The sequence below is a fragment of the bacterium genome (genome assembly GCA_016699125.1).
Lineage (GTDB): Bacteria > Babelota > Babeliae > Babelales > Vermiphilaceae > AWTP1-30.
In genome coordinates this window covers 1,061,237-1,083,338 of sequence record CP064961.1, presented here as the reverse complement: position 1 = coordinate 1,083,338, position 22,102 = coordinate 1,061,237, and the positions used below count along the sequence as shown (strand labels likewise).

At 37.6% G+C, this 22,102-nt stretch carries 15 protein-coding genes; 3 read left to right on the top strand and 12 right to left on the bottom strand.

Annotation, left to right across the window (positions count from 1 at the left end):
• Positions 1–38: 38 nt before the first annotated feature.
• The 4 genes from IPG37_05130 to IPG37_05115 all read right to left on the bottom strand — a co-directional run bounded on the left by IPG37_05130 (position 39) and on the right by IPG37_05115 (position 8,200).
• Positions 39–2,198, bottom strand: a complete 2,160-nt coding sequence (locus tag IPG37_05130) for an AAA family ATPase (protein QQR53803.1) — start codon at positions 2,196–2,198, stop codon at positions 39–41.
• A gap of 145 nt (positions 2,199–2,343) precedes the next feature.
• Positions 2,344–3,666, bottom strand: a complete 1,323-nt coding sequence (locus IPG37_05125) for a hypothetical protein (protein QQR53802.1) — start codon at positions 3,664–3,666, stop codon at positions 2,344–2,346.
• A 170-nt stretch (positions 3,667–3,836) separates the two neighbouring features.
• Positions 3,837–6,836, bottom strand: a complete 3,000-nt coding sequence (locus IPG37_05120; GenBank protein QQR53801.1) for a DUF4804 domain-containing protein — start codon at positions 6,834–6,836, stop codon at positions 3,837–3,839.
• Positions 6,837–6,928: 92 nt separating this feature from the next.
• On the bottom strand, positions 6,929–8,200 hold the full coding sequence (locus tag IPG37_05115; GenBank protein ID QQR53800.1) for a GIY-YIG nuclease family protein: 1,272 nt from the start codon (positions 8,198–8,200) through the stop codon (positions 6,929–6,931).
• 157 nt (positions 8,201–8,357) lie between these two features.
• Here IPG37_05115 and mnmG point away from each other — a divergent pair, with 157 nt between their 5' ends.
• Both mnmG and IPG37_05105 read left to right on the top strand, forming a co-directional pair.
• A complete protein-coding gene (gene mnmG, locus IPG37_05110; protein ID QQR53799.1) occupies positions 8,358–10,187 on the top strand; it encodes a tRNA uridine-5-carboxymethylaminomethyl(34) synthesis enzyme MnmG in 1,830 nt (609 codons plus the stop codon).
• Between the two features lie 24 nt (positions 10,188–10,211).
• Positions 10,212–10,700, top strand: coding sequence for a hypothetical protein (locus tag IPG37_05105; GenBank protein QQR53798.1), 489 nt, complete (start codon positions 10,212–10,214; stop codon positions 10,698–10,700).
• Here the strand turns inward: IPG37_05105 and nusB are convergent.
• From nusB to IPG37_05070, 7 genes are all read right to left on the bottom strand, one after another.
• Entirely contained in the window at positions 10,687–11,154 is a 468-nt protein-coding gene (gene nusB, locus IPG37_05100; GenBank protein QQR53797.1) for a transcription antitermination factor NusB, read from the bottom strand. The genes IPG37_05105 and nusB overlap by 14 nt on opposite strands.
• Before the next feature lie 61 nt (positions 11,155–11,215).
• Positions 11,216–11,782: an elongation factor P gene (gene efp, locus IPG37_05095; protein ID QQR53796.1), complete on the bottom strand. Its 567-nt coding sequence runs from the start codon at positions 11,780–11,782 to the stop codon at positions 11,216–11,218.
• An 85-nt stretch (positions 11,783–11,867) separates the two neighbouring features.
• On the bottom strand, positions 11,868–12,326 hold the full coding sequence (locus IPG37_05090; protein ID QQR53795.1) for a hypothetical protein: 459 nt from the start codon (positions 12,324–12,326) through the stop codon (positions 11,868–11,870).
• Between the two features lie 27 nt (positions 12,327–12,353).
• Complete coding sequence (locus IPG37_05085; GenBank protein ID QQR53794.1) at positions 12,354–14,102, bottom strand: hypothetical protein; 1,749 nt, start codon at positions 14,100–14,102, stop codon at positions 12,354–12,356.
• A gap of 57 nt (positions 14,103–14,159) precedes the next feature.
• On the bottom strand, positions 14,160–16,595 hold the full coding sequence (locus IPG37_05080) for a hypothetical protein (protein QQR53793.1): 2,436 nt from the start codon (positions 16,593–16,595) through the stop codon (positions 14,160–14,162).
• 72 nt (positions 16,596–16,667) lie between these two features.
• Positions 16,668–18,173 (bottom strand): hypothetical protein, encoded by a 1,506-nt coding sequence (locus tag IPG37_05075; protein ID QQR53792.1) that lies wholly within the window; start codon positions 18,171–18,173, stop codon positions 16,668–16,670.
• 135 nt (positions 18,174–18,308) lie between these two features.
• A complete protein-coding gene (locus tag IPG37_05070; protein QQR53791.1) occupies positions 18,309–19,916 on the bottom strand; it encodes a hypothetical protein in 1,608 nt (535 codons plus the stop codon).
• 189 nt (positions 19,917–20,105) lie between these two features.
• Here IPG37_05070 and IPG37_05065 point away from each other — a divergent pair, with 189 nt between their 5' ends.
• Positions 20,106–21,359, top strand: a complete 1,254-nt coding sequence (locus IPG37_05065) for a histidine--tRNA ligase (protein ID QQR53790.1) — start codon at positions 20,106–20,108, stop codon at positions 21,357–21,359.
• Positions 21,360–21,418: 59 nt separating this feature from the next.
• Here IPG37_05065 and IPG37_05060 read toward each other — a convergent pair whose 3' ends face one another.
• On the bottom strand, positions 21,419–21,997 hold the full coding sequence (locus IPG37_05060; protein ID QQR53789.1) for a hypothetical protein: 579 nt from the start codon (positions 21,995–21,997) through the stop codon (positions 21,419–21,421).
• Positions 21,998–22,102: the final 105 nt, after the last annotated feature.

Sequence of the window (22,102 nt, the reverse complement as noted above, 5' to 3'; positions counted from 1 at the left end):
AAAAATAAATAATATGAAATACAAGAAGTTTGAGGTTTTCAGTTTTCCGTTTTGCCACCTTTAATTATCTGAAACTGCTGGTCTTTGAAAATCAGCTTCAAATTCGTATCCTTTTTAAATCCATGCTGCAGGCTGTAGTGCGCAAGTGGCACCGTGACCGACTGGTAAATCGATCGTTTGAGTGGTCGCGCACCAAATTCAGGGGCATAGCCATTTACCACAAGCTGTTTTAATGCGGCATCTTCAATTTCAAAGCTGATACCATACTCTTGCAGCAGCTTTGTTTTGATGCTGTCCAACTGCAGCTGTGCAATCTGCGTGATATGAGTCTGATCAAGACTGTGAAAAAAGCAGATCGCGTCAACTCTGTTTAAAAATTCTGGCTTAAAATGTTTTAAAAGTTGAGCTTCGACTGCCTGTTTTGTGGCATCTGAAACCGCTTTATCCTGCATTAATAGATCTGAGCCGATATTTGAAGTCATGATGATGATACAGTTTTTACATGAAACAGTTCGTCCCTGGCCATCGGTCATATGGCCTTCGTCCATCATCTGCAAAAAGATATATTGCACGTCAGGATGTGCTTTTTCAATCTCATCGAACAGTAAAACGGAATAAGGATATTTGCGAATTTTTTCGGTCAGTTGGCCGCCCTCTTCGTATCCGACATAGCCGGGAGGTGATCCGATCAGGCGTGCAACCGAATGTTTTTCCATGTATTCCGACATGTCGATCCTAATCAGCTTTTTTTCGTCATCAAACAGGAACTGTGCCACTGTTTTTGCAACTTCCGTTTTGCCAACGCCGGTTGGGCCCAAAAACAGAAAACTGCCAATCGGCTTTGCGGTATCTGCAATTCCAGAACGATGTACCTGAATTGCTCGGGTCACGGTTCTGATAGCCTCGTCCTGCCCGATAATATGTTCGTGCAGTGCGGTTTCCATCGCAACCAGTTTTTCTTTTTCGGACTGCTGCACATGTACTGTTGGAATGCCGGTCCAGCGGCTTACGATCTTTGCAATGTCGATCGCATCAACATCCTGTTTGACCATTTTGGGTGGATTTTGAGCAATGACCATTTTTTGTTGTTCCAACTCCTTTTCAAGTTTTGCAATGATGCCGTATTTAATTTCAGAAGCTTTTGCAAAATTGCCTTCCCGTTCGGCAACCTGGAAAGCATGCGTGTATTTTTCAATATCGCCTTTCAGTCTATTCATCTTTTCAAGCGGAGCTTTTTCTTCCGTCCACTGTTTTTTCAAATCAGTCAGACTTACTTTCTCTTTTGCAAGCTCCAGCTCAAGGCTTTGCAATCTTTTTTGAGCAGGTTCATTTTCCTTTTCTTGCTGAAGTGCTACTTTTTCTATCTCCAGCTGTCGAATACTGCGTTCCAGTTGATCAATCGCTTCCGGATGCGAATCTATATTCATTTTGACCATTGCTGCTGCTTCGTCAACCAGATCAATCGCTTTGTCTGGCAAAAATCGATCGGCCAGATAGTGCGATGAGAGCCGCACGGCTTCAACTAATGCGGCATCTTTGATATGAATTTTATGATGTAGTTCAAACCTATTTTTTAACCCACGTAAAATAGAAAGTGCATCCTGTGGACTCGGTTCTTCGATCAGCACCGGTTGAAATCGCCGTTCTAATGCGGCATCTTTTTCGATATATTTTTTATATTCATTGATGGTCGTCGCACCAATGCAATGAAGCTCGCCACGGGCCAGTGCAGGTTTTAATAAGTTGGATGCATCCATGCCACCGCCTGTTGACCCAACACCAACAAGCATATGCAGTTCGTCGATAAACAGAATGATCTGGTCCTGCGCCTGTTCAATCTCTTTGAGTACCGCTTTTAATCGCTCTTCAAACTCGCCCTGATATTTTGCTCCCGCAATCAATAGTCCCAAATCGAGTGAAAATACTTTTTTATTTGATAATGTTTCAGGCACATCGTTGTTGACAATTCTTTGTGCAATGCCTTCAACGATTGCGGTCTTGCCAACGCCGGGTTGCCCGATCAGTACAGGATTATTTTTGGTGCGGCGTGACAAAATATGCATCACCCGTCTGATCTCTTCATGCCGTCCAATGACCGGATCAAGCTTTGCCTGGCGAGCCTTTTCGGTGATATTGATGCAAAACCTTTCTAATACGCTTGGTGCTTCAGTTGCTTTTTGATGGGATTGATTATTCATTTTTGAGCCCTTTTTGAAAAAGAGGTTTCAAGAACTTCAAACGTGAGTGTAATCATATCATATTTTTATGTGCGTATCCAGGGTTTTTTCTTATTGTTTATCGAAGGAATAAGCTTATTTTTCTTTTTGACGCTCAAAAAAGTTCCTAATATTTATCGATTATATGTAGTTTTGTTTGTATTGGTAAAAAATAATCCGTGAAAAAACTTTTGAAGCCGTAAGTTTGTAGATACTGTAAAGGATTGTTATTGTATTCACTCAATATTAGATAGAGCTTATTATTATGGTTAACTATACTGTTTGCAGAAATAATAACATTTTGTGCTGTACTTTCAGGAAAAACATAGGGTTCATTTGATACCTGTTTTCCAGTATTATCGAAAATGTATTTGTTTTTTTTACAGTATATATGTACTTGTTTCTTTGAGTCATACCAGATTGTAAATATTGTCTCTGGTTTTGGTCTTTTGTTGGAAAATTGCAGGTTTATATATTCTTTTATCGATCTGTTAGTGCAAACCCTGTAGCCATTTTTTGTATATCCGAGTATAGCCCAATGATTTTTATTTTTATAGTCAGCGAAAAACAATGGAGAGGAGTTTGTAATTAATTTTTTCTCAAAAGAGCACAAAAGTGTTTTTTGAGGACTAATCTTTTTTTGCTTTTTATCAAAATTTAATACGATTTTTACTACCCGATAGTCTCCAATGTTGTTAAAATAACCAGTTATAAAAAAGGTTGAATCAGCTGTTTTTTCTGGTACGGTAAGAATCTCTACTGATTCCATCAAGAGGTGGTCATGGTATTCTTTTTCATTAGTTGACAAGTCTTTATATTGACCTATGGTAAAATTACCATTTTTCAGAGATTTGTTTTTTAAAGGTACGTTTATGAGATACAATTTTTCTTTACTTCCGATAAAAAGATAAGGCTTTTTGTTTATTAAAATTGATCGCAAAATATCAACTTTAAAGTCACAATGTTTTTCTAAAGTAGACTCCTGTTTTTGAAGCTTATTTTTAACGAAATTAAATTCAATAATTGGAATTTTTAGATTTCGATTCTTATTTATATAAATAAGTGCATCTTTTGCTTCATAAGCTGGCAATGATATGCCGAGGCTATCTAAATGTAAAAGTGTAGTTTTTCTATGGGGATTATCCTTTGTTTTAAATGTTTGCATAGTCCTTTGTGAAAAATTTTTTATAAATGTAAATTGTGTGCAATTTTTCTGAATTAGTCTGAGTTTGCCAGGTATGCTGTATTGGAAAAGCTTATTTTTTGCTGTTAAAATAAAGTAGTCGTTTTTTACTTTTTCAATTTTTTTGATGCTATTTGCTTCCTTTAAAAACTGTTTTTGAATAGTATCAGCATCGTGTTTAGTTGCAATAGTTATCATTTCTTCTGCGTTCAGCAAATTGCAGGTGTTGCTTATAATCATAACTATGAAAAAATGTTTTTTTATCATAAGTCCAGGCCTTTTTCAAAACAGACAATAATAATAACTTGAAATATAGATATCCTATACCTAGTGTGTATATTCCAAACCATTATCATGGCCTAGCAGATATATTTTATTTATATCCTGCGGTATTTTTTCGAGCTTACACATTGCAAGTCCTTTCCATTGTTTTACTTTCATTCTTCAGTGTCAACAAAGACCATATTTTCAAGCAGCTGTTGGTTAATATACGGATTTTGATAGGTCGTGATGAACGAGTGATCTGCACGTTGCGCTGACATTGAAAATTCATGTTCTTGCCCCATCCAAAAATCATTTCCAACCTGGACAAATCCTTCTGATGGAACATTTGATATCACGATTGTATCTTCTTGATCAAACAGTTTTGCTGCCGGAGGTACATTTGTTTTGTAAATAGTCGTGTTGCTGATTGTTTCTAACTCGTTTGTCTTTTGGCTTGGTTGTTGGCCATCTTTTTTACACTTACGCTCTGCAAAATAGATAGCTTTGATCGAGGTATTTTCATGGGTTTGCAAGTATTTGCGATAAATCTCTTTTTGAAGCTCAAAACATATGGTTTCCAATGGCTGGTTGGTTTTATTTTCATATTCGCACATAAAGTCTGGATATCTGTGTTCATACGCATTGAGATTGGTGCTGTAAAGCACAATAGATTTGTTTTCTTTTTTACCAATTGTTTCAACGACCTTCAAAAATGGTTGCAAAATCAGCTGCATGCGTTTTTTATAGAGTATCTGGTCAAAATAGCCTACCAGTTTTTCTTGGTGCATTAATTTTACATAGCGTGGATTTTTGTTTTTCCTTTTTCTTATTTCTTGATATGACGGTAATGCTTTTTTTTCATTGTAAAATGTTTCCCATAATTTTCGTATTTTTGTATTTATATTATTTCCGTCTCTTGTGTTGCCATAACCATTTTCTTGAGTGTTTTGGTCAACAGTAATAATAATGTCTTGCCATTCACAAAAATTGATGATATTGAAATGTGCTCCCGCTTGTGAGGCAACCCATCCTTTAAAAATATGTTCAGATGCCAACTCATCTGTTTTTTTTGTGCAATAATTTCCATCGTTGATAAAATGAGTTTGACTGAAACTACTTATCAAAGATACAATTTTCATTTCATCTGGAGTAAGTGTATTTTCGATATTATCTACATTGAAATTTTGTCCTATACCACTTAGTTGATAACCTGTACTTTTATGTAATAATTTAAAGACTTTGTTTGTATTCAATGTAAAAAGAGATTCAAGCTCTACCTGTTTAAAATACCAGTATCTTTTTTTCACAAGTGCTTTTAAAAAATCAAGTTCATTTTTGAATGCTTGGTAATATCTTTTTTCAATCTCAGTTCCATAGTCTTTTTTTAGTGCAAGAAAATCAGAAGCCAGTTTTTTTAGCTTTGCTGGAGCAAACAAAATTGCAGTCTGTGCAAACGAAGCGATATCCTGTTTGATAACATCAGAATTTTTATTTTTTGCAAGTAATGTTCTGATCTGATTATTTTTATTCATGTTAAAAAGTAATTTTGGGTCAACTGCAGGTTGAAATTCATCTGCTGGTTGCTCGATTTTCTCTGGAAGCGTAAGCAGTTGATCAGTTGCCTCGACAAGTTTTTCAACTGAATTTTTATCTACCTCTTTTTCAAGGATTTTTGTAAAATCATCAACCGTTTTGACATTTTTTTGTGTAATTGTCGGTATTTTTTCAGGAGAATCAAGGCTTACTAGCATGTTCGATTTTTTTGCATCCTTACCTTTTCCCTTCTGTTTGTTGTCGACATCTGTTCTTTTAATTACTTTCAAAGTTGATTCTGTAGGGCCATATATTTTATTCAATAGTGAGCCGAAAAATGTATGTTTTTCATATGTGTTTTCTATAACATAAACATTTTCGTCGTCAATAGAGGCTCCCGCTGCTGCAACAATACTTGTTTTATTATCACTGTCGTTTGCGAACTGAGCAGTGGTCTCATTTTGTGTGAGGTAAAAACGACCTTTTTTGGAATAAAAGTTTGTCTGTTCTTCACTTTTTTCGATTGCAAAAATATCTTCAAAATTAATTTTTTTGGCAAATGTTATGATAGCATGCGCTGATTTTTTCGAGTTGGTAATAAGTTGGCAGCCATTTTTTGTATGAGCAAGAATCGCCCAGTCTTTGTCACTTTTATAATCGATTAAAAATGGAACGTGCGATCCGTCGACGGGAATGTTGTGGAATCTACAGAGTTCTTTTTGAGTAGTAAATTGTTCGGAGGTATAAGCTTTTTTTTCTACAAGTTCATCATCAATTTTAAAATATTCTGCTTTGAATGGCATAGGGTATATAATGTTTTGCTTGGTAATACTTTCTTTAAACGCCATTTTTTTAATAATAACCGCACAATAATCAGTTTTTACTTTTCTCAGTTGCGATGGTTCTTTTTCAATCTGCCCATAAATAATATAGGGATCCTTTTCTTGCTCATTGCCGACAGCTAAAAGATATGCATTTTTTAAAAATGTAATGCGGCTGTAATTTGCGGAATTATCGCCTGTTTGCTTATAAGGTTTACCCGTTATTATGAGTGAATTTAAGTTTATTGGCACATGAACCAGATGAATATTTGGCCAGGTGCTGCCAATAATTGCAAAGGTATTATGTTCAAACTCAAGACTGTCAAGCAAGTGAATCGGTGTATTACAGATTTTTTCGATTTTGATTAGATCTTTAGTGTAGGCACTATTTTTGATAGTAAGACGTGGTACAAGCAGATGATTTTTGTTGTCGATTGCCAGCATATAACCAGAAGAAATAATAGTTTCATTTTTAATAGATAATGCATCTTCAGTGCTTTTTATAGATAATGCATCTGCAATGTTTTTTAAGGTTCTATTTTTGAATGTAAAGTATGAGAGATTATCCATTGTCCAATTAATTTGGCCGTTCGGGCTAACTTCAAACAGCGTGCCTGCGTTAGTCAAGATAAAAAACGAATGTATAGTTTTTAGTTCATTATCGATTGTTTGAGATCTTTCTACTTTTTCAATTTTTTTGATACCCTCTGCTTCTTTTAAAAACTGTTTTTGAACAGTATCAGCATTGTGTTTGGTTGCAAGAGTTATTATTTCATCTGCATGTAAAAAGTTGCAAGTACTGCTTGCAATCATAACCATGAAAAAATATTTTTTACCATTAATACAGGCCTTTTTCAAAACAGACAATACTATGTTGAATATAGTGAGCCAGTAATTCAAAATGCAATGATTTATTCTTTGATGCTATTTTTCCTGCGCAATCGGTGGAATGATATTGCAAAGTGGTGGGTGTAATCTCTGAGTGCGATCAACAGTTTTCCTACCGGATCATGCAGATCTAATCTGATACCATCCGGATCCCAGGACCCAAAGATGCGTTCTTCCCGTTTTGCTAAACTGATAATCAAAGCATCGGGCAAAATCTGTTTTACGGCTGAAAGCTGGCCTTTGCCTCCGTCAATAACAACAAGATCTGGAATCTCTGTTTTATCTTTGTATCGGCGTATGACAATCTCTTGCAATGCTGCATAATCATTCTGCTGGGTGACTGTTTTGAGTCTAAATTTACGGAACTTATTTTTGTCGGGCCTGCCATCGGTGAATCTGACACATGAACCGACAATGTCTTGTCCTTGCATATGCGATATGTCAAAGCAGTCGATTGTTCGAATCGGTTTTTCAGTTTTTAAAAAAGTTTGCAGTTGCAAGTTAATCTGCGTAGATCCTTCGCCAAGCTCCTGCGGATATAAGATCCGTATAAGCTCTGATTCGTATTTTTCAACAGAAAATTTTGTTTTGATGGTATTAAAAATAACTTCAAGCCCTTCAAGGTATTTTTGTAAATTTCGTGCCTTTTCAAATGCAAGATCGACACTGTACTGTTTGATGTGTGTTTTGAGAGTGTCGATAAATGCATTTTTATCGTTTTTCAACACGTTGACTGCAAGCTCCATTCTGATGTTATAACCTTCTGTATCAAAATCTCTTTTACATGTTCCAGCGCATCGACCCAGATGATAATCAAGACATCCGTTTTCAATCTTCTTGTTGCATCTATTAAGAGTAAAACTATCTTTCAAAAACGCAACAACGCTTCGAGCCTCCTTTTTTTGCAAAAATGGACCGAAATAAAGACCTTTCTGTTTTTTTGTTCTGACAATCTGTAAATCAGCGACTGGTTCATCGGTTTTTAGAATATACACAAAAGGATTTCCCTCTTTCAAGAGGGTATTATATTTCGGTTTATGTATTTTAATAAGCTCTGCTTCAAGAAGTAAGGCCTCTATTTCGTTATGCGTTTTGACGGTCTCGATCGTTTCAAATTCAGACAACAAGCCTGCCAATTTCCAGTCGTGTGGTTGTTGTGCAAAGTATGATTTTACTCGGTCATTAAGATTTTTTGCTTTGCCAATATACAAAATAATGCCATCTTTATTCTTGAAAAAATAAACACCGGGCGTGCGAGCAATAGAATCAACTATTTTCTTTGTCTTTTCGTTCATACTGGTCTTAGAACCTGGAAACAGTTTTTCCTAAGTATAGCCAATTTAAAAAGTTTGGCTTCAAAGTTTTTTGATTGCAAGCTATGGTTTTAAATTTGAATCTTTTGACATAATCATCTATCATGAAAATAGGCCTTTTAAATTTGTAGTTTTGACAATGAGTAATAAAATAAGATCTTTCGATTTTGATGTCATCGTCGTTGGAGGTGGCCATGCTGGCATTGAAGCCGCATATGCTTCAAGCAAGATGGGATCCCGTACTTTGCTTTTGACCATCAATTCAAAAAAAATAGGAACCATGCCTTGTAATCCGGCAGTAGGCGGTGTCGGCAAAGGTCATATTGTGTATGAAATTTCTGCGCTTGGTGGTCTGATGCCAAAACTGTGTTCACAGACCTATCTTCAGGCGCGTATGCTCAACACAAAGAAAGGACCTGCAGTTCAAGGTCTTCGCCTACAGATTGACAAATATGCATATAGCAGCTTAAGCCAACAGGTGTTAAAGGTAACAGAAAACCTGTCAATTATTGATGGGATGGCTGCGCGTGTGGTCGTTGATGAAAAAAAACAGGTGATAGGACTTGTGACTGAAGACGGTGCCTATTTTTCTGCACCAACGGTGGTGATTTCAACTGGGACTTTTTTGAATGGACTGATTCACATCGGTGATTTTCGCTACGAAGCAGGGAGGCGCGAAGAGTTAGCTGCAAAAAGTCTCACACCCTGTTTGCGTTCACTTGCACTTGAAATGGGTAGGTTAAAAACGGGAACACCACCACGACTTTTAAAATCGTCTTTAGATTTTGAAAAGATGGAACGGCAGGAGTCAGATCCTGATCTTGGATACCTTTTTGAGTTTTATCCACAAAAAGTGACTGGCAAGCAGGACTGTTTTATAACATACACCAATGAAAAGACCCATCAAATCATAAAACAGAATCTGCACAAGTCTGCAATGTACAGTGGAAATATCAAAGGAATTGGGCCGCGCTATTGCCCTTCAATTGAAGATAAAATCGGCAGATTCCCTGACAAAACGTCCCATCACGTTTTTGTTGAGCCAGAAAGTGAAAGTGTGGAAGAGATCTATCCAAATGGACTTTCAACCTCCTTGCCCTACGAAGTTCAAAAAGAGTACATCAGAAGCATTGCTGGTTTTGAAGAGGCGGTCATTACAAAACCTGGTTATGCAGTTGAATATGATTTTGTATTCCCACACCAGTTAAAACAGACGTTGGAAACCAAGATTGTGAGTGGACTGTTTTTGGCTGGTCAGATCAATGGAACGACCGGATATGAGGAGGCTGCAGGTCAAGGAATTATTGCAGGAATCAATGCGCATCTGAAAGCTCAGGGATTACCGCCTTTTATGCTTGATCGGACCGAAAGTTATATTGGTGTGATGATTGATGATTTGACTTCGATGGGTGTTGATGAGCCATATCGCATGTTTACATCACGTGCTGAACGAAGACTTTTATTGCGGCAGGACAATGTGTTTGTGAGACTTTCAGACAAAGCACATGATCTGGGATTGATTAGCAACCAGCTGTACAGTACGATTAAAAATGAAAATAGTATTGTTGCAGAAACTGTTGAGCTAATCAAAAAAGGTAAAACAAAAGATGTACCTTTATTAAATCTTTTTGGAAAGCAGGAGTTTGATATACAAAATGCGCGAACGTTTGAAAATAGCACACAGTTTTCAGATCGTGCACTTTCACTCATTCATGCAGAGCTTTTCTATGCACCTTATCTTGAACGTGAAGCTGCAGAGGTCAAAAAAACAAATCAGTTAAAAGCGTTGTTAATTCCTGACTCTATCAGCTTTGACAACCTTCCCGGTCTTTCAACTGAATTACAACAAAAATTGAAAAAATATAGACCAGCAACCATTGCACAAGCAGAGCTTATTCCGGGAATGACCCCTGCAGCCCTTTCTCTGCTGATTTATAAGGTAAAGTGTACAACCAAAGAGGTAGAATAGAACGTTACAAAAGGGAGGGGAATAATGTTTATTTTGATATATTTTTTACAAGCAGTAGCGGTACCAGTAATACCTGACACTATACTGGTGCAGCCGCAAGTAGTTTGTGGGCCGGTAGAAGCTTTGGAAAAAAAAGAGGAGCAACAGGTAAAAGTATCGACCCTCGGGCAAAATGGTGAGAAGAAACAGGCTGCCAAACTTGAAACTGAGTCAAAAACACGGACCGTGACCCTCAAAACAAATATTAGCAAAGAGATGACCTCGTACAAGTATGGTGCAGCAACATACATCCCCGAATTCACATTAAAAGCAGATGATCTTACGGTGCCACTTACCAGCTCCATTGAGCTCTGTCTGAAAAATAATGAGTGTTTATTGTCGTACGAAGCGAAATTTCCCTATTCATATGCAAGTAGTGACAAAAGAGTGGTTAAGATAGCAGAGACCACCAAAGAGCTTGAGGTTTCTTTTGACTGGTCGAAAGACCCACGCATTTTGGTTACTGAGAAATAAGCGCTTTTTTAGTTTTTACAAACTGGTCCAATATGCCATTTACAAAGCGGTACGCATCTTTTTCTGCAAACTGTTTTGCAAGTTCGATTGCTTCATTGATAATAATTTTGGGATCAAGCTCCTTTTGTTGTATTTCCCATATTGCATAGCGTAGTATGAGGCGCACCATCACGCTTAACCGTTCCATTTTCCAATGCGCAAGGTACTCTTTGTAAGATTCATCAAGGGTCTCTTTTTGCATTGCAATAGATTCAACGGTTTTAACAAGCGTACTGTTCATGGGGATATTCATTTCAAAACCACGATTAAAATTATCAATAACACTCATTAATGAGTCCTGATAATCAAGTGATTCTAATGCATATAAAAGATGAAGAACAAAGGAACGCAGTTCTCTTTTTGACAGGTCATCGTAGGAATGTAAAAGATCGCTAGGATCGTTGTCGTTATACATATCAACACTTTTAATAATGAAGAGTCGAAACTATACTATAATTTCGACCCGCTGTTCTTTTTTACTTCTTCACTCGTTCAATATAAATGCCTTCGCGCGTATCCACTTTAATAAAATCCCCTTCATTAACAAAAAGTGGTACCTGGACAACAAGTCCTGTGCTTAACGTTGCCGGTTTTGTGCCTGCGCCTTGCGCTGTATCTCCTTTTACTCCTGGCGGCGTCTGTTTGACTTCAAGCTCCATATGCATTGGCGGTTGCACAGAAATCGGTTTACCTTCAAAATATAAGATAGAATACACGACCTGTTCACAAAGATAGTCAAGAGCATCTTCGATCTGTTTTTTATCAAAGTTTACCTGATCATAAGAGTCTTGATCCATAAAACAGTACAGTCCATCTTGCTCGTAGAGGTATTGCATATTTTTATATTCTAAATCTGGAATTTCGAATTTTTCACCTGACCGGAAGGTTTCCTCCTTGGTAAGATTCGTAATCATGTTTTTCATCTTAGTCCGAATAAATGCCCCACCCTTGCCCGGTTTTACATGTTGAAAATCAACAATAATATAAGGTTCTCCTCGCAAGAGAAGTTTGGCGCCTTTTCGAAAATCTGAAGTAGCTATCACCGACTTTGCTCCACGTAAACATTAATAAATCTGATCATTCTATCTGATTATAAAATGCTGTCAAAAAAAAGCAAATAAAAGGAGTTTATTGTTTGGTCAGAACAATCGATTTACCTCTTTTTTGCGCTTTTCGTGCAGCACAACTCGTACAAACAGGGCTCTGTTTCTGTTTCATAGCCGCAAGTACCGCTGCCTGTTGCAAAGACAGTTTGTTTTCAGTTTTGTAAACTTTTTTAAATGCTATCGCATCTGATAAAATTTCTGATAGTAGCAATCTTTGTTCAGTTTCTTCAGAATCTGTTGTTTGCGGTATGGTAATGATTGCAAGTGGTGTACTGTTTTCAGTGGCTTCAGCTTTATACAAAAAAAGCATGGTTGTATTTTCTTGTTGGCTTTCTATTCTAATTTCATTATGCGGAAGGAGTTCTTGAATAGTTGTTCCTTCAGTATTGACGATTTTTATGGACAGTTCTGTGTCATTTAAAACTATCGTATGTCCATGTAAAAACTGTGACATAACAATAAACAGTGATAAGTATTTCATACTATCTCCCTTTTTAAAATAGGTGGTTTATATCCTTTCAAACAATTTTCTTGATAGTTTCATATAATGGACTACGAGCTCTTTTATTCGCGTGATCTGAAATGCAATAAAACTATCCGGTAGTTTCTGTTTATTGCGAGTATCCATTATTTTTTCTTCACGATCAATCGCCGACAAAAGGTCTTGTTTTTGTTTGACTACAATTTTGTTAATTTTTTTAAGCCTTTCATCAGCTATACCTTCCTCTGCGTTTTGTTCATTTACTTCTATTTCATGTTTTAAAAATGCCAGCAGCGGTGCCGTTTGATAAAAGGTTTTTAACAACAGATGAGCAATCGGTTCTAACGTTGCATTACATTCGATATGATTTTTCATTCTTGTGGGAACGACTTGTAAGATGAGATAATGATTGCGCAAAACATTTTCGATCTTTTGATTAAGTTTTTGTTCAATGCTTTCCATAGTTGTACTGTTTTTTTCTACTGATTTAATCATGTTGCACAACGAGTAAAGAATCATGATATCTTCAATGCTGTTTGTGTTTGCCTGTGTAATTTTACGATCCAACAGCTGAATCACTTCTGTTCTAGTTTGTTGACTCTTAAAAATGGTACTCAGTTCCGGTTGTTTACAGTTATGCCAGAGCTTTTTAATCTCATATTGATCATGGGGTACTTGAGTATAGCTTTGATTAATGCTGTATTGAATCAGATGAAACTGTAAAAGTACCGGGTTGACAGCCAGGTAATAATATAAAAACTGCTCATTCGCATCTGTTAAAGCTTCATAGGTTTTTACAATAGTTTTGGAAGCAGTAATTAACTGGTTTTCAAGGTATCCAAACATCCCTTTATAAAATGCAACCGTATGGTCGGAAAGAAATGAGTTGATAGTCAAAAATTCAAACAATGCCAGCTGTTCCTGATATTTGGCAAGCAAAGTCAAGCTTTTGTGGATTCTTTGCATCACGTTGGTAATCAAGCTGAGTGCTGGTGTTCTTTGTATTATATTTTTTTCAGCAGTCTTCTGTTGCGTAGGCACATAGCCAATCTCAGGTTTTTTTGGAGCTACCTGTTCAATCATCGGAATATTCTTTTTTGCAGATTCAAGTGCATTTTTTACTTGTAAAGTTAATGAATCGAACGTTGAACTTACCGATTCAATAGCTGATTGGGCCTTATTTTTTAACATTTCAAAAGAATTAATTTCTGGCTGTTTTGTTATTTCGGGCACAGCTTGTGGCGCAGTTTTTATATCTGTCGAATTGATCACAGAGGCGATATTTTTTATCTGCACAGCAAATTGTGGAATCTGTTTGAGGTAACTTTGAATGGCTATCTTGAACTGATTGAGCTGTGTGGAAACCATTGTATTTATCTGCGGATCATTTGTGTTTCGGTTAAACTGAAAATGGCTATGTTTTTTCATACACAATAATGCAAGCTTTGATTGCTCTTCAAAATGGTTGCGCGTTACCTGTTTTTCAATGCATTTCATGTTAATCTGGTATAAAACTTCCTGCAGTTTTTTGTTAACATCTTCGTGAAAGGCTTTAAAAAATGGATTGCCTGATGGTGCAGTTGCTAACGTATCTAATTTTGGTTGCAAAAATTTTGCCTCTGTTTTCAGCTGTTCAACGGACGGATTGGTTGTCCCGAGCTGTTTTTGTATTGCATCAATCTGGTGTGAAAGATCAGTCAGCTCTTTTACGTAATCTTGCGCAAAAAAAGAGTAATATGAAAACAAGCAAAGTGCATAAAAAAAACTATGGTTCATTCGTCAACCAGTATAAAAGTTTCTGGTATCGACTGTACCATAGTCAAAAAAATAAATTCAACGGTTTGATTCGCACAGCTCTTTAATGAGCTCCGCATTATTGCTGAGTGGGCTTGCTTTTTGAAGGGCCGTGTTTAATTTTTTAATCGCAGCATCAAATTCCTGCTTGCTTGCTGTTTGGTCTGACGTCAGATTTTTCCATTTGTCTTTGTACTTTTCTTGATACCGTTTACACAGATTCAAGAGTTCAACCAAAATGCCATTACCTGTGAAAAAGTCTGCTCGACTTTTATCTGATGGCTTAATGTTAGCTTTAATATCTTTCCCATTGTTATTTATAGATAAAAGTTTTGTGCATGCCGTTCTGATGCTTTGCTTGTCCTGCTCTGACATAAGCTCTTTAAAACTATTGTCAAACAGTTTTGCTACGGGCACAAACGATTCATCAATGCTTTTTTCAATCAAATCAATCTCTTCGGCAATCTCTTTTGTCAGAGCTTTGTCAAACACAACTTTGTGCTGTTCGCCTATTTTTGCATATTTAACGTTACCATCACCACATTCCATTAACCTGCGTTCCATTGTATCGAAAAATCTACCAAAACTCGATTGTTCATCTTTTTTTTCCGGTACTGCACATGCAAGATCATTAGAAAGCCCAAGCCAACGTGCGACGTAGTTTGCGCGTCTGAGCGCCTTGTTTTCAATGACTGCTCTGGAGCTTTCGATCTGCTTTTTTGACAAGGTTATTAATTGATTTATTGATTCTTTTAATAGCGTCTCAAGAGATTCCTTTTGTTTTTGTTCTAACAAAGACATCTGCTTGAACTGTGTATGAAGTTCAGCGAACGTTTCAACCTGTTTTTGTGAAATTGAAGTAGATTTTTCAAGTTCGTCAGAAAACATGCTGAATTTGGTCATAAGTGATAGATACGCGTTATTTATTTCTTCCGCTTTTGTTTTACTTGGCTCCTTGATTTTTTCAGTCGGTTTCTTTGCCGGATCAGTATCTTTTTTTATGGCTTTTTCAGGAGCCTTCTTTTCGAGCTCTTTTTTTGGCTGTGTTTCTACAAATGGATTTGTACTGGTTGACGTTGGCCCAAAAGGATTACTGATATTGTTTAGTATTATTGGTTTTTTATCAAGGTTTGCTTTGTTTAAAAATGGATTTATTGATTCAACAGGTTTTGGTATTACAGTGACTTGTAATGGAGTTTCTTTTATAACATCCTTTTCGTTTGGCATTTCAGTCTTTGTATGAAAAAGCCAACCTCCGACAGCTGGATACTTTGGTGATTCTTTTTTGACCTCTGCCTCTTTTTCTTTCATTGCTTTTTCGTCAGCAAGCCTTTTTTTTTCTTCTTTTTTTTGTGCGCGTGCAGCCTCGACGGTCTGTTTTGTTTCTATTAATCGTTTTTCTGCTTCAGTTTTAAGTTCTTGGACCCCCTGCGCCAGTTGCTCATCCGTAGGCCCTGCAAATTTCGGTTGTTTAACGTCAGATACGGGTACAATCACAGGTTCAGGGATGATCGGTTTTTGTACAATCTTCGTTTCAGGTTTATCTTCGCCAAATGTTGAGAGTTTGATGTTGTTAAAAGCTGTTTTGCAAACCTCTTTTACATGTTCCAACTTTGGATTGGCAAAATTCTTCAATTCGGTGAAATTCTTTTCAGCCACATCAAGCATGGCACAAGCTTCTGTTTTTGCCGTTGTGCTCAGTGCATCTGCTTTGATGCTGATCTGGTCAACGATCTCTTCCAGCTTTGTTTTCTTATCAACGGGTGTTGGTTGGTTTGAACTACCGTCTTGCATGTGTGCCGCGGGAGCAATGACCGTCTGACATGCGACAATGCCATCCTGGACCTTCTGTTTTACCGACGCGCCAAACTGGGCAAGGTCACTCTTTTCAATGAGTTCACAGACCTCTTCTGCTTTTTTGCTGATCGTTTGAGCAACCGTTTGTGCGCCACTGACCAATGAGTTTTTTATCTGTTTTGCCGCATCCGTTACTATTTCGGCTGCTTTTTCAATGCTTTGTTGGTTTGATGGTGGCAGGGTTACTGGTTGAGGCATGATTGGCTGTGGCAAAACGAGACTTTCTGTTGTGTTTGATTGCTCGGTGGTATTTGATTGCTCGGTGGTGTTTGTGGGTGGTTCTTCTGTTGCACCCTGTTTTTGTTTTTTGAAAAAAAGATTTTTGATCTGTTCGAATGCCAAGTTATATGTTTCTACAATTCGATTGTTTTTATCACTGACTGCAGATGATAAACTCGTTTGATCCGAACTACCAAAAAAAGATGTAATGATGGAGAGATATTCTTTTAATTTGTTTTCAGCGTCTGGCACAACTTCTTTGTTGTTGATTATGTCAAAAGTTAGCTGTTGAAAGGCTTTTTCGGCTTCAACTGCATCTTGATAGGTAACATCACCCACTGTTTTGATGACCAAATGAAAAAAGAAAAAGATAAAAACAATACTTTTTACAATTCGCATTTTGGGTCCTTTAAATTGTAGAGGAGAGATTGCTGCTTCTCCCCTCTACAATTTATTGCTCATTAATTATTTTTAGGCAGCTTGTTCATGTATGGTCATCTTGGTTATAGCATCTTTTACATCAATTTTCTTTATTTTAAGCTCTGTCTCTGCTTTGTTAGCAAGAGCTTCAAGTTTGACTGCTTCATCTTGAAGAGTATTGAAAGTATTCACTGTGTTGTTCAATATTTCTCTGTTTTGCTTCCTGTAATCTTCTTTGCAGTTGCCAATATGAGCGTGCCATTTACCGTATTGATCTTTTAGCTTTTTATATTCATCTGTAAGTGTGCTTATTGCTCTTTCTAAATGGACTTTATATGTATCGTTTGCCATTGCCACGATACCAGGTTTATCTTTGAGGACTTCTTCAGCTATACCCTTATTTGTTATAATAAAATTTACAATATCTATGAATCGTTCTATAGTACATTTGAACAAATTGAGTTCACTGACAAACATGTCACCTACTTTTTTCCCATCTCGACATTTGTCAGTGCTTTCTTTTAGATAGACCAATGATCCTTTTACATCTATGTCACCTTCACCGTTTCCGTCGCCCTTATCTTTTACATGACCTGCCAGGGTACTTGTGGACGACACTAAAGGTATGCTGTTCCATGCTTGTAATCGTTTTTCGGCTAAATATTTACCGGGAAAGTCTGTGTTTTGTATATCTTTCGTAACTTTGATTAATATTTCAAAGGCATTTTTTACAAACTCTTTTGGATATTCACTTATCTGTTTTTTTATGTCAGCATTATCTACAACACGTTTTCCCGTGCCATCTTGTAAGATCTCAGCATCTTTAGTAAATTTAATAAACTCAGTGTATGGTACCTCTAAATTTTTTCCTGTAGGAAGCATCGTATCCTTTATCTCTACGCCAAAAGTGTTATATAGAATATTTGTTTGATCTTTTATAGCTTGAGCTTTTTCTTTGCGCATTTTCATTGCAGATGAAAGTCTATGCAAATTTTGATTGTACACCTCTGGGTTTTTTGAAAAATTATCCTTTAACTGTTCTAGAAAATTTCGAGTTTCAGCAACACCAAAGAAAGCATCAGTGTTGTAGGAATCGTTATTATAACTACCAAAATGATCATCAGCTGCTAATATCATTGCTTTTTTGATTTCATATAGACTGGTATTTGGTTTTAACATTGCCCATTCCTCAAGTCCCTCACTTTCTGTTGTTATATTTTTTTTGATTGAACTTGTTTGATTTTCAGGAAACTTGCTTAATGCTATCAATCTTTCATCTATTAAGCCTTGTAACTTTTTATTCGTTTCAGGTGATAACTTGTATTCTCCAACAAATTTGCTTGGAGCCTTCCGTGTAACTTTCACGTTGCTAAGATCTTCGCCAGCATCTGCAGCTTTTTTCCCTTTTGTAATGAGTTCGTTTGAGATGGCGCTTATTTCATCAATCTCTTTTTTTAGTGCGTCAAGTTGTTGATAAGTTGCGTCACGTAATGTATAGGTGGTCGCTACTCCGAGTGACAAGCCTATACTCATTAGTACTTTTGTTTGGAGCTTCATATGAGCGGTCCTTTCTTTATTGGTAGAATACTTTTCTATTAACAAGGCTAAAATATTTCATATAGAAAAATCAACAAAATAAAAAAGCTCCCAGAAAATCTGAGAGCTTTTTGTGTTATTGGTATAGTATTTTTGTTATATTGAGATGCTGAATTTGCCCCATAGAGCCCAGCGATCTACAACTGAATTATTGCTGTTTGAAAATGTATAGCTTCCACCCATCTGAACACCCATCGGATATTCTTTTTCATCCCAGTTATAGCCAACATTGCCATACATGGTATGCGCAATGTTGCATGGGGTTGATGCGGATGCCAGATCGATATCATCTGTTGTAATTACGCTTTGGCTGTAGTTTTGCACTGGTACTGGCCATAAGCCTATGCTTGAAATAACATTGCTACCGGTTTCTATCTGTGCTGTACCTGAAATGTCACGTAATGGATTGGTTTGACCTGCTCCCAATGCATGTTTTAAAGCAGCAGTTGCTGGCAATGCTTTGTCAAGTTCAACGTGTTCTGCACGACGAGCAAAGAAGTTGTATCCAGCTTCAATACACAAGCCTTTTGATTCAAACACAAACGCGGTGTTCATGTTGTGTGAAAATCCAGGGGTTACTTCAACCTGGCGAGTCATAAGGTTGATACCAGGGGTGAAAAGTACTGCATCGTTTCCTGTTGCTGCTGTTTGAGCCTGCTCTTCAGATTCGTACATGGAAAGATAACGGCTCCATGGACGATTTTTCAAGTCAAATGAACGGATATGATCTTTTGAAAACAGATACTGTGAATGGCTTGCATGCTCAACACGCAAGCAGCGTTCGCTTGTTTCGCATTTCCAGATCTGGGTACCAAAGTTGCTGCCAAACGTAATACCAACATGTTTTCCGCTTCCTACAACTGCTTCAAAAAGATATTCACCTGTTGGTGCGTTGCCGGTTGGCAAAATAAGTCCAACATATGATTCAAGATGACATGGCTCCTGTTGCAACCATTCGTAGCCAAGTTTCACTTCCATGTCGGCAAGGCCGGTGCGTTTCATCGCATCTGCAGAATCATCCATTTTGCCATATTTAAAGCCTTTTTGTTTGAACGCGTCTTTCATCGATCCGACTGGGCTTTCACCAACGCCGGTTATTTTTGCGGTATTTGGCGTATTGTCATTTTCGGTATTTAAGATTACTTCTTGCAATTGCAGCTCATTTTTTACATGAGTGATTGGCATGATGATATCAAGATAAAGCCCACGGCCTTTTTCTTCATTTTGCCACAAGCTTTGGCGATAATGCATACCAAAGCCGATAACCGTTTGTCTTGGTTGAATAGTAATACGTGATTTAAAACCTAGTGTATTAGGAACTTCATCACCAACAGTAAATACGTTAAAGTTTGTTGCAAGCAAATCTGTATCTGATGCGTCTAATCCTTTGAATGCTTTATAATCAGCAGAAGCGACTAACGATGTTTTGCCGAATGGGAAAAAATAGCGAGCTAAATTGTCATGATGGGTGGAGCGACTGCCAAACAGCGTAAACTGCATTGCACCGTGCCATCCGTTTTCACGTTTTAACGATCTGTCACCCCTGAATCCGGCAACAAGTTCCGGAGCTGAAGAGTGAAAATGTGGTTGTACAGCCAAGTACGAACGACTCGTCACGTCTGTGTCTGAGCTTTCGTTGGTCACTGCAAGCACTGGCAACATGGTTGTCAGCAATAAAAGTGATGGAACATACTGTTTCTTCATTAAATCCCTCCTGCCTCAATGGGGTAAGTGGTTAACAATTTTAATCCTACTGTTACTGATTAGCATTATTTAGTTGAATTCGTCAACTGTTTGAGCAAACTGTCCCAAAATAGACGCATAAAAAGGGTATATAATAGATCTTTATTCATGGTATGCTAGATAAAAAACAGATTTTTTGAAAGATTGAGTATGATTAACCGAGTACGTGGAATGCAAGATTTTCTGGACATGCGTTTATTTGAATATGTTGTCCAAACAGTTCAAGCTCATCTTGAACGTCAAAATTTTAAATCAATTGCAACACCCATCATCGAATCGGCCGAGCTTTTCAGGCGATCACTTGGTCAGCATACCGACGCAGTTGGCAAAGAGATGTTTGTGCTTGAGTCACGCACCGATGATTCGGAATCGCAACTCTGTTTGCGGCCAGAGATGACCGCTTCAGTCGTTCGTGCGTTCATTGAGCATTCGGTTGAAGTCAGGCCATGGCGAGTGTTCAGTTGGGGCCCAGTGTTTCGGTATGAACGACCACAAAAAGGGCGCTATCGCCAGTTTCATCAGTTTAATATTGAGGTGATCGGTGCACAGTCGATCGGATACGACGCACAGCTACTTGCGCTGCTTGATACGCTTTTCAAAAAAGGATTTTTGTTGTCTGACTATCGCCTGGATATTAACTTTTTGGGGTGCATGCAAGATCGAACCGGTTTCAAACAGGTGTTACAACAGTTTTTGACGCAGCATGCAGCTGATATATGTCAGACATGTTTGGTACGAAAAGATGCAAATGTGTTACGGATATTTGATTGCAAATCGCCGACCTGCCAAAAACGGTACGTTGATGCACCAAAACTTGTCGATTCACTCTGTGGTGTGTGTCAAGCCGAATGGACTATGCTACAACGACTTTTAACCGAGCTTTCGGTTACATTTCAGATCAATCATCGGCTTGTTCGCGGCCTTGATTATTACAACAAAACCTGTTTTGAGTTTAGCTCTGAAAACCTTGGTGCGCAAACCGCATTTTGTGGTGGTGGACGTTATGATGATCTGATCGGTCAATTAAGTCCAAAACATGCAGCGCCTGCCGTTGGTGCTGGAATTGGTATTGAACGACTGATGTTACTGTTAGAATCACAATTTGATAAAAAAGATGAAAAGCTGCTTGTCGGATGCATTGCCTTTGAAAATGAGCAGGTAGCAGATATTTTGAAAGCAGCACAAGCTCTGGTTGCTGCTGGTCTATCGGTTGAGCTGTTGTTGGATGGTTCATTGAAAAGCAGTTTCAAGCGGGCTGACAAATTAGGCTGTTCGCATGTGTTGGTTGTGGGGCCTGAAGAACAGGCTGAACAAAAAGCGATGGTGAAGGACATGAAAACAGGGCAACAGATGTTTCTGCAGCTCAATGATGGTGAGTTGGTCGGCTATTTTTTGGCCAAATAAAAAAGGAGCGGCATTAAACCGCTCCTTGATTTCAATCTTTGAAAGACTGCTTTTTGTAATTACTTAGCTGATTGTCCTGCTGGTTGTCCTGCTGGTTGTTGTGCTGGTTGTTGTGCAGCTGTCGTAGCTGCAGGAGTTGTGTAATAGTTAAGACCATAACCAGTCAATGCAAGGGTAGCTAGGCTTAAAGCGATTTTACCTTTGTTGCGATATGCTTTTGCAAGAAGTCTGTGTACATTGTAACCTGTGTTCTTTAAATCTTCTTGTTGTGCATTGTAAATATCTTTTGATGTATCGTAGCCATGTGCTATATACTGTAATCTATTTGCAGTTGCCAGGCAACGAACGCCTTCATTCTGAGCAAATGCTTCAGCATTTTCTTTAGTCAGCTTTTTCAAAAGCGCTTGTGCTTTTGCAATATCTTTATTTTGGAAATACAATTTCCATGCTGCGTAAGAAAGTCCAAGACCCAAAACAGACCCAGCTGTATAGTAAGGATGAGCTACAACTGTATCTTTGCTGTAGTTCCAACCAGTTGAACCATAACCTTTGATCTTTTCAACAAAAGATTCAGTCCCTTGAATGCCAGCTGATGCCAAGATCAATCCAGCGATAACCATTAATTTATTACTCTTCATAAGAGTACCTCCATAGTAAGTTAGATTATTAAATATACATATTCCCAATACTGTTCATAATTATGTCCTTCAGATCGCTATTTTTACTTTTTTAAGGTTTAATCC